Here is a 10,589-nt window from a genome sequence, read left to right as displayed (position 1 = left end):
ACTGAGAAAGCCCCAATCGTCAGACAGGTCAGCCAAATCGCAAAACCCGCAGGTCTATCAGGTGGAAATCAACAGCTGCCACAAGCGCCAGTGCCGCGCGAGCGGCTTCGTCCATGAGCGCATCTTTACCAAATGCTGCACTGAATCTGAGTGACTGCTATCAAGATGAGCGTCTGTTTAAGACAATGCCCTTTCAATCAATGGCCAAGTTGCATCGAAGCTGGCCAACGTATCGAGGTCTGTCTGCGCAGTTCCGGACTTTCTGGCGTTCGCAAAGGAGAACTTAGGCGCGGAAATCGTGCAGGCCGCACCGGATGAGGCCTCTGCTTTCTTCGCGATGGTCAAGATCGCTGACACGACATTCTACGTGCAGGAGAAAGAGGACGGCTTGGGTGCGATGACCGCATCGCTCTACATCTACGTGCCTGACACAGATGCCGCTTAGGCGGGCCCGCCTGTGTCGCCGATGTCCCAAAAAAGACCGGTCATCAGTTTCAGGGCGTCGTGAGAGACGGATTTTAAAACATGCTCGTTCGGTGCATGCTGTGAACAGCCGCGATAGGAATGCGGCACCCAGACAGTTGGAAGGCCAAGGATATTCGCGAAAACCTCGTTGGGAAGCGAGCCTGCGAGATTGGGTAGGATATGCGGCGCCTTGCCGGATGTTTGCTCAAGAGATTGCGCGACGAACGTCACCCAAGGGTGGTCCGGTGAGAGACGTGTGGCGTTGAAAAACGCGCGCTCGTGCGGGACGATCTGAATGTCGGCGAAGCCATGCGCGTCAAGATGCCGACGAAGCGCGGGCAGGATGTCATCCAGCTCAGTTCCGACGACAAAGCGAAGCTGGCACGCGGCTTTGGCATGACCCGAGATTGCGTTGACCGGGGCTTCGGGGACGCCGCTTTTCAAGGCAAGCACCGCGAAGCTGTTCCAGCCGAACACGCGCTCGGCGGGTGTCAGGGCTTCCTCGCCCCAATCCACGTCGATCTCCGGTCCGCCGTCGCCCTTGAGGGGCAGGTTTTGCAGAGCGGCGCGGATATCGTCGGTCAGGCTGGTCGTGCGCCATTCGGGCACCTGAATTTGGCCGCGCACATCGGTGATGGTCGACAAGGCCTGCGCCAGGATCATCGCAGGATCGGCAAGCAATCCGCCCCAGTTTCCGGAGTGGTGCGCGCCGTCTCGGAGGTTCACGATCAGGTCGAACGAGATACCGCCCCGCGCGCCCATGAACATCGTCGGCGTGTCAGACTGAAGGCGAGGGCCATCGGAGGCGATCAGGACGTCTGCGGCCAGAGAATCTTTGTGTGCCGCGCAGAACTTTGACAGGCCCGGCGAGCCCATTTCCTCGCCCATTTCCACCAGGATGCGGCTGTTGAAGCCAAGCGATTCGCGGGTGTCGATGACGGCTTTCAGGGCCGCCATGTTGATCAGATGTTGTCCCTTGTTGTCGGCGGTGCCGCGTCCGTACAGCCGGTTGTCCTCATCGACCAAGCGAAACGGGTGCAGCCCGTCGCGCCACTGGTCGGTTTGCGCGCGGATCACGTCGCCGTGGCCGTAGGTCAGGATGGTTGGCAGTGCGTCGTCTTCGATACGCTCGGCGATCAGAAAGGGGCCTGCATCCTGGGCCGGGTTCGGATGGACCTTGCAGGTGAAGTCAATGGCGTTCAGGCGCGGGATCAGCGCCTGTTCCAGGTATCCGGGAAGTTCCGCCGCTTTGTCGGGCGTCTGGCTTTCCGTTTCATGGGCGACCAGTTCGCCCAGATCGCGGGTGAAGCCGCCGGTTTCGAAATATTGCGTGGCGGTGTTGATGGCGGAGGCGCGTGTCATGGGGTGCTGTCAGACAGGCGGGTGCACATCGTCGGGGATCGGACAGGTATAGGGTGTCTGCCCCAGGTGATCTTGGTGCGTCTCGCGCGCGGCGTCGATCAGGGATTGGTTTTCGACCAGGCGGCACGCCGTGGCGGCCATCGCCTTGGCCGCATAGATCATACCCTTGTGGGCGGCCGGGGCCTTGCCTTGGGCCACGGTTTGCCAGGTGTGGAACGGCGTTCCGATGGCGCAGGTGGCCACCCGCGCCTGAACGGTCGGCACCGCCCAACTGACGTCACCCACATCGGTCGAGCCTTCGCCACCCTCGCTGTTGCGATTGAGCGGAGCGACAAAATCGCAAAGCGCGAGGCCTTTGACCGGTTTGGCACCGATCCGCTTGAAGGTCGTGTCGATGTCAGCGGCTGTCAGCGTCGTCTGGATTTCACGGGCGAAGGCGTCGTCGGCGCCGTCAAAGGCGACAGGACCTAGCTTTTCAAGTTCGTGCTGCATCGCTTCTTCCAGCGGGCGATTGCCAAGGAGGTTGGAGACGCCGGAGAACACCTGACTTGTGACTTGCGTCCCAGTCATCAGCGCCGCGCCATCGGCGATGTTTCGGACCCGCGCGACGAGGTCGCGCAGCTCGGGCAATGTACTGGCACGGACAAGTTGCCGTACGGTGGCCCTCGCTTGCACCACGTTCGGCGCGACCCCGCCCGCGTCGAGGTAGGCGTAATGCACGCGCGCGCTGTCGGGCATGTGCTCGCGCAGGTAGTTCACACCGACATTCATCAACTCGACGGCATCAAGCGCAGAGCGGCCCAGTTCGGGTGCCCCTGCGGCGTGGGCTGCTTTACCGTGGAAGGTGAAATCAATGCGGGTGTTTGCAAGCGATCGTGCCTCGTTCACGCCGGTGAAGGTCGCGGGGTGCCACGAGATGGCGGCGTCCACATCATCGAATAGCCCTTCGCGCACCATGTAGGTTTTAGCGGCACCGCCTTCTTCTGCCGGACACCCATAGTAACGGACGCGGCCCTTGATCCCATTCTCGGCCAGCCAGTCTTTGACGGCGGTGGCGGCAAGCAGCGCGGCAGAACCCAGAAGGTTGTGACCGCACCCATGACCGTTGCCGCCTTCTTCAAGCGGTTTATGCTCGGCCACACCCGGCGCCTGGCTGAGATAAGGAAGCGCGTCGAATTCACCGAGGATGGCTATGACGGGGCCCTCGTCGCCGGCCTCACCGATCACGGCAGTCTGGATGCCGGCGGCATTTTCGGTGATCTTGAACCCTTGCGCCTCAAGCATCCGCTTGTGTTCCGCGACGGACTCGAATTCGGCGTAGAGGGTCTCGGGGGTGTCAAAGACGCGATCTGACAAGGCGATGAAGTCATCGCGGTGGCGGTCGACGTGGTCCCAGATTGGATCGGCGTTTTTCAAAGGGAACTCCAGCTTTACAATTAAACGGTTTCGGCCTGCTCAAGTAAGCAGGCCGTTTCGCGTCCACCGCGCCCGGGTTTCAGGTCGGGAACGGTGGAGCGGCAGTCGGCTGTGGCAACAGGGCAGCGCGGGTGAAAAGTGCACCCCGGCGGTGGGTCGATCGGCGAGGGAATTTCACCCATGATCGGCTCGAACGCGCGGCGGCGCTGATCCAGGCGCGGGGCTTCGGCCAGCAGCGCCTTTGTGTAGGGATGGCGCGGATCGGAGAAGATTTCTTCGGTTGATGCGCTTTCGACAATCCGGCCCAGATACATGATTGCGACGCGGTCGGCGATATGTTCGACCACGCTCAGGTCATGGCTGATGAACAGGTAAGTTAGGCCCAGTTCTTCGCGCAGGTCCATGAACAGGTTGATCACCTGCGCCTGGATCGAGACATCCAGCGCGGCAATGGCCTCGTCACAAACCAGAAACTTGGGCTTTACGGCCAGCGCGCGGGCGATGCCGATCCGCTGGCGTTGGCCGCCGGAAAACTGGTGCGCGTAGCGTTTCTTCAGCGAGGGATCGAGGCCGACCTTGCCCATCACTTCATCCACGTAGTCGGGGATGTCGGCCTTGCCGACGATCCCGTGCATCCGGGGCGCTTCGCCTATGATATCCTCGACCCGCATTCGCGGATTGAGACTGGCGAACGGGTCTTGAAAGATCATCTGGATGGCCAGCGTGGCCGCGCGTTTGTCCGCGCCGGTCAGCATGGCCACATCTTTGCCTTCGTAGAACATTTGCCCGTCGCTGGCCGCATGAATGCCAGCGACGACGCGCCCCAAAGTGGATTTCCCGCACCCGGATTCGCCGACCAGCCCCAGAACTTCGCCTTGTCGGATCGACAGGTTGACGTTGTCGACCGCGTGGACCGTTTCTTCTCGGATGTTCGCGCCAAGACGCTGAGCGATCTTGCCCGCCACGTCCAGCCGCTTGCTGAACCGTTTCGAGACGCTGCGAATTTCGACCAAAGGCTGTGTCATTTCGCGGCCTCCGCCGCGCGCTGCGGATTGAAACACCTCAAGCTGCGCCCGTCGATGTCTTCGATCGGTGGCTGATGGCCACAGGCATCCGTCCGGGCATGGCAGCGTGGGGCGAACGCGCAACCCTTGGGAAGGCCCAGCATATTCGGCGTCATCCCCTCGATCTGGAACAGACGCTTGCCGCGACGGTTTGCGGTCGGCACCGATCCCAGAAGGCCAACGGTGTAGGGATGCAAAGGCCGGTCGATCACGTCGTCGATGCCGCCCTGTTCGACGATCCGACCGGCGTACATGACCGAAATCCGCTCGGCCAGACCAGCGACCACGGCAAGATCATGGGTGATCCAGATCATCGCCGTGCCGGTCTGTTTTGTCAGCTTCTGCGCCTCGTGAATAATCTGCGCCTGAATGGTGACATCAAGCGCTGTGGTGGGTTCATCGGCAATGATCAGGTCGGGCTTGTTCAGGAAGGCGGTTGCAATGGCCACGCGCTGTCGCATCCCGCCCGAAAGCTGGTGGGGATAGGCCCGCAAGCGTTCCTCAGGCGATGGTATGCCGACCAGGCCTAGCGCATCGCGGCTCCTCTCCCACGCCGTCTGTTTCGACACGGGTTCGTGCGCCAGGATCGCCTCGATCATCTGCGTGTCGACCCGCAAGACCGGGTTGAGGGTCATCATCGGGTCTTGAAAGATCATCGAAATGCGGTTGCCGCGAAGGCTTTGTAAACGCTCCTCGCGCGCGTTCGCGATCTCCTCGCCGTTGAACTTGATCGAGCCTTCGACAATGCGCCCCGGCGGGTCGATCAGGCCGATGATGGAAAAGCCGGTGATCGACTTACCCGAGCCGGATTCTCCGACAAGGCCCATGATCTCGCCTTTGGAGACGGTGAAATCCACGCCGTCCACCGCCTTCACCACACCGGCATGGGTGAAGAAGTGGGTTTTCAGACCGCTGACGTCGAGAACCGGGCTCATTTCTTCAACCTCGGGTTCAGAACGTCACGCAGATGGTCGCCGACAAGATTGATCGAGACGACCGTGAGCAAAAGCGCGAGGCCCGGGAAAACGGATATCCAGTAGCGCCCGGACAGCATGTATTCGAACCCGTTGGCGATCAGAACGCCAATTGACGGTTCGGTCTGCGGCAGGCCGACGCCAAGGAAGGACAGCGTAGCCTCAAGCGAGATTGCGCTGGCGGTCTGGACGGTGCCAACGACGATAAGGGGGGCCATGCAGTTGGGCAGGATGTGGCGGAAGACGATCCTGAAGCGCGAAATGCCAAGGCACTGGGCGGCTTCGACATATTCCTTGCCGCGCTCGACCAGCGCAGTCGCGCGGACCGTGCGCGCGTAGTAGGCCCATTGGGCGATCACCAGGGCCAGGATGATCTTGTCGACGCCTTTGCCAAGGGCCGCGACCATCATCAGCGCCACAAGCGACGCCGGGAAGGACAGTTGCAAATCGACGATGCGCATAATGATCGCTTCAATCCGACCGCCCGCGTAGGCCGCGACAAGGCCGATTGCCATGCCGATCAAAAGCGCGATGACACCCGAGGCAAGACCGACTGTCAGTGAGATGCGCAGTCCATAGAGGATGGCCGAGTAAAGGTCGCGCCCGGACCCGTCAGATCCGAGCCACATGGTGTAACCATCAAAGGCCTCGGACCCTGGTGGCAAACGCCCGTCCATGACACTGACCTGCGCAAGGTCGTAAGGGTTTTGCGGTGTGATCCAGGGCGCGAGGATGGCGAGCAGAACGATAATCAGGAAAATGCCAAGTGCCGCTGTCGCAATCTTGCTTTCGAAGAACTCGGCGCGGAAACGCTGGAACGGCGTTTCAACCTTGGTTGGAGGATCGGCGGCCAGCGTGGTTTCGGCGGTCATATCGCTCATGCGCCTTGATCCTGAAGCCGGACCCGTGGGTCGAGGATGGAATACAGGATATCGACGATCATATTGATCAGGACGAAGAACAGAACGATGATCATCAGGTAGGCGACGACGACAGGCCGATCGAGTTGCAGGATCGCGTCGATCAGCAGTTTGCCCATGCCGGGCCAGGCAAAGATTGTCTCGGTCACGACCGAAAAGCCGATCAGGCTGCCGAACTCCAGCCCCATCACGGTAACCACCGGGATCATGATGTTTTTCATCACATGGACAAAGATGATGCGCCGGGTCGAAAGCCCCTTGGCGCGGGCATATTTCACATAGTCCAGTCCCATTGCCTCGCGCACACCGGCGCGTGTCAGCCGGATGGCGAGTGAGATTTTCAAAAGCGCAAGGTTGAGCGCGGGTAGGAAGATGTGGCTTAGCCCGTCCAGCGTGAAAATGCTGCTTTGGATGCCGAGGAACGAGCCAAGATCACCGCGTCCAGTTGCCGGAACCCATTGAAGCTCGACGGCGAACAGCATGATCAACATGAGGCCGACCCAGAATGTGGGCAGCGAAAAGCCAAAGATCGAGGCGGCCATGATCCCCTTGGACAGCCTGCCGTCCGGGTAAAGTCCGGCGTAAAGCCCCAGCGGGATGCCGATGACAATCGCCAGAAAGAGGGCCGAGAAGGCCAGTTCCATTGTGGCGGGCATATGGTGCAGGATCAGCTTCAGTGCGGGTTCGCCGAAGATGAAGCTGTTGCCCAGATCACCCTGCGCCGCGCCTTTCAGAAATAGCCCGTATTGTTCCCAGATCGGGCGATCAAGGCCAAGCCGCGCGATGGCCGCTTCGATGTCGGCCTGATCCGCGTCGGGGCTGACCAGCATATAGACCGGATCGCCAACGATATTCACGCCGAAGAAGACGATCACCGACATCATGAAGACGACGAGCAAGGCTTGCAGCAGTCTACGGATGATGAAGACGGTCATAAGGGCCTTCCCCGGACAAGGATTCCGGGCCGCCTTGGAAGCGGCCCGGATGCTTTGCGATTACTCTTTCACGACGCCTGTCGCAAGCGTGTACTCGTCGGTCCGCGCGATGTAACTTAGACCTTTCTTGGCCGCCCAGGTGTTGACCTGGAAGTGCGTCGGAATGATCGCCACGTTCTCAATCGCCCGCTCGGTTGCTTGTGCCAGAAGCTCTTGGCGCTTTGCATCATCCACCGTGCGCAAGGCCTCTTCGATCAGCGCATCGGTTTCCGGGTCCGAATGGCGGCCCCGGTTGGACGAACCGAAGCCTGCATCCTTGTTGTAGGTGTGGATCAGCGATTTCAGCGGCGAAGACGCTTCGCCAGACCCCGCGCCCCAGCCGACAAGGATAAAGCTGAATTCAGGCAAGCCTTCTGGGCTGCCAGTAGAGGCGCGCCCGAAATAGACCGAACGCGGCATCGTTTCGACCGCTGTCTTGATGCCGACCCGCGTCAGCATCTGTGCGATTGCCTCGGCGATCTTGGCGTCGTTGATATAGCGGTCGTTCGGCCCATGGATCGTCAGTTCGAACCCGTCTGGATACCCGGCTTCGGCCAGCAACGCCTTGGCTCCGTCCGGATCGTAAGCCACCACGTCCAGCTTGTCGGACACCCCGAAGAAGCCTTCGGGCAGAAGTTGGCCTGCCGGCAACGCGACGCCCTCCATAACCCGCTCTACGATCAGGTCACGGCTGATTGCCATGCTGATGGCCTTACGGACACGGACGTCGAGAAGGGGGTTCTTGATGTCGCCACCGCCATTGGCCTTTACGAAGGGCGAGTTTTCGCGGAACTGGTCCATGTGAAGGTAAATCACGCGGTTCGAAACACCCTGGCTAAGCTGAATGGCGTCGTTGCCTTTCAAGGTCGTGATATCGGTTGTCGGAACGCCCGAAATCATGTCGACGTCACCGGCCAGAAGCGAAGCCACACGGCTTGGCCCCGACGTGATCGGGCGAAACTCGACTTCCGACCAGATCGCCTTTTCGCCCCAGTAATCATCGTTCCGAGTTAGCACGATGCTTTCGCCCGGTGTGTAGCTTTGGAACTTGAACGGGCCGGTGCCGATTGCGGCGGTGCCAGCGTTGAATTCCTCGGTTGTTGAGTTGCAGCCCTGTTCCGAGATCACGGGGATCGTCGAAATATCGTTGCCCATCAATGGGTAAGGTGCGGCTGTCTTGAAGTGGACGGTATAGTCATCAATCTTGATGACTTCCTTGCCCTTCAGATAGGTGCCATAACCCGAAGGCGAGTTCGGAACTTCCGGCGCGCGGGCCATGGTGCAGACCACGTCATCGGCGTTGAAATCGCTGCCATCATGGAACTTGACGCCTTCGCGGAGTTTGAATTCCCACGTCAGATCGTCAATGGGCTGCCACGACACGGCCAGACCCGGCGACAGCCGCTGCTTTTCATCCTGAGCGATCAGACGGTCGAAGATGTGGACCGACATCGCGTTGTTGGGTCCAAGGTTGTGGAAATGCGGATCCAGCGACGTCGGCTCGGAGGCAAGACCAATCGTTAGTTTCTCGGCAGATACGGCACTGGCACCCATGGCCAGAATGCCGAACGCGACTGCTGTCGCAGTTGTGAGTTTCCCCATCAAATAGACTCCCTGATCGTTTGGCGCTTGAGACGGCCCGAATCCCTGTTCAACCCCGCGCCCTGAGAAAATGCTAGCTACCGCGAAAATCATTGCCAATACTCAATGCTATCCGATTCTGCATAGAGCAACCCAAGTCCTTGGATGGTCGCCTGCGCAATCCAGTGAAAGGAATGCATCATGACTGAACACCGGCACAGGTTGCGAGAGTTTGAATCCCTTAGGGCAGTCATCACCACAGGCACCACCATCGGAGCCGCCCGTCGGCTTGGGATCTCTCAGTCGGCCGTAAGCCGCTCCTTGTCGCAACTAGAGGCCCGGGTCGGGCGGTCGCTGTTCCTGCGGCGGTCAGGGCGTATTGATCCGACGGACGAGGCGTTGAGGCTCAACGAAAAACTGGATCCCATTTTCGAAACGCTTGCAGACATCGAAGGCGCGGAATGGGCCACGCCCGATGACGCGCCGTTGCGGCTGATCGTACCGCCCACTCTTGCCCACCATTTTGTCATTTCCCGGGTCGCGAGCTTTTTGAAAAAGAATCCGGGCAAGCAGCTTCAACTGGATATTCAGGCCACCGACGTGCTTGTGGCCGGTATCCTTGATTTGCGTTACGATCTTGGGCTGACCAGTGCGATGATCCAGCGCACCGGTGTGCATCTTGTGCCGTGGCGGCGCAGTCAGGTGGTGTGCGCTATGCCGACAAACCACCCGCTTTCCGAAAAGCGTATCGTGACACCGAAAGACCTGGAGGGCGTGGCCTTTGTCGAGTTCCTGCGACGGCTGGGTACGCGCGCGATCACCGAGCAGATCTTTGCGCGCGCAGGCATTCATCCGAAACAGGTCGCCGAGACGGCGACGAATATGGCGGCCCTTGAGCTTGTGCGTGAAGGGTTGGGCGTGACCCTTATCAACCCGTTCCCGTTATTGTCGTCCGGTCTGGAAGGCATTGTCGTCCGCCCCTTTGACGCCGCCATCTTTTATGACACCAGCTTCGTCCTTCCGTCCGGGCGGCCACCATCACAACTTGCGCGCCAATTCATGCGGTTTGTCAAACTGACGACACCGAAAGACAAATATTCTGAACCCGTCTAACGCGGCGGATTGACCGACCACTCGGTATCCTCATCCATCGGGTAATTCGGGCGTGGCAGGTGTGCAAACGGCCAGCGGTCGTGGACCGGCGATGTCAATCCTGCCGTGTCGACCTCGTAAACCTGACCTGGTGGGAACCAGCCAGCGAACCCGGCGCGAAAGTGCCCCCGGGATTTCACAACCACCGTTCGTGCGGCGGCAATATCCAGACCGAACATGTGAAAGAACACCGGGTCAGCAGTTTGCGTACGATCGGAAATCACCACAACCGTTATGCCCCCAATGCGAAGCGCCGCTGACGATCCCAAGGCCATGCTCCGGCCAGCCGTCATGCCTTTTTCCCCCACAACTTCGCCGTCATGGAGCGCCAGAACCTCAGCCTCCGCCTCAAAGGGCACGTCCCATTGCGCCCAGCTGGCCGAGGTATCGCAAGACCGGTTGAAGCGCGCCTTGAACCGTTTGCCCAGACCGACTCCATGCGCCTCGCGCGCAAGCTCGGGATCACAGAACGATCCAATCAGGCAGTCGGTCACCTCCGCCTTGCAAAGCCCCGCCAAAAGCTCGGTCGTGCGACCGCTTCCACCGCCGCCGGGATTGTCGCTCGCATCGGAAAAGATCACCGGCTTTCGCCCTTGCGTGGCTGCAATCGCCACGGCATCGCTTAGGGATGTCAATTGCCGCACGAAGTCCTTGCGCAAACGCACCCAGCGCCCCCTCTTG

10 protein-coding genes are annotated in these 10,589 nt (G+C 60.3%); 2 read left to right on the top strand and 8 right to left on the bottom strand.

Translation table 11 applies throughout. The features are described from left to right. The first annotated feature begins 298 nt into the window (after window positions 1-298). Window positions 299-445, top strand: coding sequence for a hypothetical protein (locus tag ACW9UQ_RS12835; protein ID WP_458931418.1), 147 nt, complete (start codon window positions 299-301; stop codon window positions 443-445). On the opposite strand, the gene ACW9UQ_RS12830 is transcribed toward ACW9UQ_RS12835, so the two are convergent. The 7 genes from ACW9UQ_RS12830 to ACW9UQ_RS12800 are packed head-to-tail and all read right to left on the bottom strand — an operon-like array spanning window position 442 to window position 8,777. After that, window positions 442-1,827: a M20 family metallopeptidase gene (locus ACW9UQ_RS12830; RefSeq protein ID WP_458931417.1), complete on the bottom strand. Its 1,386-nt coding sequence runs from the start codon at window positions 1,825-1,827 to the stop codon at window positions 442-444. The genes ACW9UQ_RS12835 and ACW9UQ_RS12830 overlap by 4 nt on opposite strands. Before the next feature lie 9 nt (window positions 1,828-1,836). Beyond that, window positions 1,837-3,243, bottom strand: coding sequence for an amidohydrolase (locus ACW9UQ_RS12825; protein ID WP_458931416.1), 1,407 nt, complete (start codon window positions 3,241-3,243; stop codon window positions 1,837-1,839). Between the two features lie 20 nt (window positions 3,244-3,263). Further along, window positions 3,264-4,268: an ABC transporter ATP-binding protein gene (locus tag ACW9UQ_RS12820; RefSeq protein ID WP_458931415.1), complete on the bottom strand. Its 1,005-nt coding sequence runs from the start codon at window positions 4,266-4,268 to the stop codon at window positions 3,264-3,266. Next, window positions 4,265-5,242 (bottom strand): ABC transporter ATP-binding protein, encoded by a 978-nt coding sequence (locus ACW9UQ_RS12815; RefSeq protein ID WP_458931414.1) that lies wholly within the window; start codon window positions 5,240-5,242, stop codon window positions 4,265-4,267. Before ACW9UQ_RS12815 ends, ACW9UQ_RS12820 begins: the two co-directional genes overlap by 4 nt. Continuing rightward, the gene (locus tag ACW9UQ_RS12810) at window positions 5,239-6,162 is read right to left on the bottom strand and encodes an ABC transporter permease (protein ID WP_458931413.1); all 924 of its coding nucleotides are present in this window, start codon (window positions 6,160-6,162) and stop codon (window positions 5,239-5,241) included. Before ACW9UQ_RS12810 ends, ACW9UQ_RS12815 begins: the two co-directional genes overlap by 4 nt. Then, window positions 6,159-7,136 carry an ABC transporter permease gene (locus tag ACW9UQ_RS12805; RefSeq protein WP_458931412.1) on the bottom strand — a complete coding sequence of 326 codons (978 nt, stop codon included), beginning with the start codon at window positions 7,134-7,136 and terminating at the stop codon, window positions 6,159-6,161. Before ACW9UQ_RS12805 ends, ACW9UQ_RS12810 begins: the two co-directional genes overlap by 4 nt. A 60-nt stretch (window positions 7,137-7,196) precedes the next feature. Further along, a complete protein-coding gene (locus ACW9UQ_RS12800) occupies window positions 7,197-8,777 on the bottom strand; it encodes an ABC transporter substrate-binding protein (protein ID WP_458931411.1) in 1,581 nt (526 codons plus the stop codon). A 180-nt stretch (window positions 8,778-8,957) separates the two neighbouring features. Between ACW9UQ_RS12800 and ACW9UQ_RS12795 the strand changes: the two genes are divergently transcribed. Next, window positions 8,958-9,869, top strand: coding sequence for a LysR family transcriptional regulator (locus ACW9UQ_RS12795; RefSeq protein ID WP_458931410.1), 912 nt, complete (start codon window positions 8,958-8,960; stop codon window positions 9,867-9,869). Here the strand turns inward: ACW9UQ_RS12795 and ACW9UQ_RS12790 are convergent. Beyond that, on the bottom strand, window positions 9,866-10,573 hold the full coding sequence (locus tag ACW9UQ_RS12790; RefSeq protein WP_458931409.1) for an MlrC C-terminal domain-containing protein: 708 nt from the start codon (window positions 10,571-10,573) through the stop codon (window positions 9,866-9,868). The genes ACW9UQ_RS12795 and ACW9UQ_RS12790 overlap by 4 nt on opposite strands. Between the last annotated feature and the right edge of the window lie 16 nt (window positions 10,574-10,589).

This window comes from Halovulum sp. GXIMD14793, from assembly GCF_054457435.1.
The sequence above is the reverse complement of the archived record's forward strand: the minus strand, read 5'-3'. Positions and strand labels throughout refer to the sequence as shown.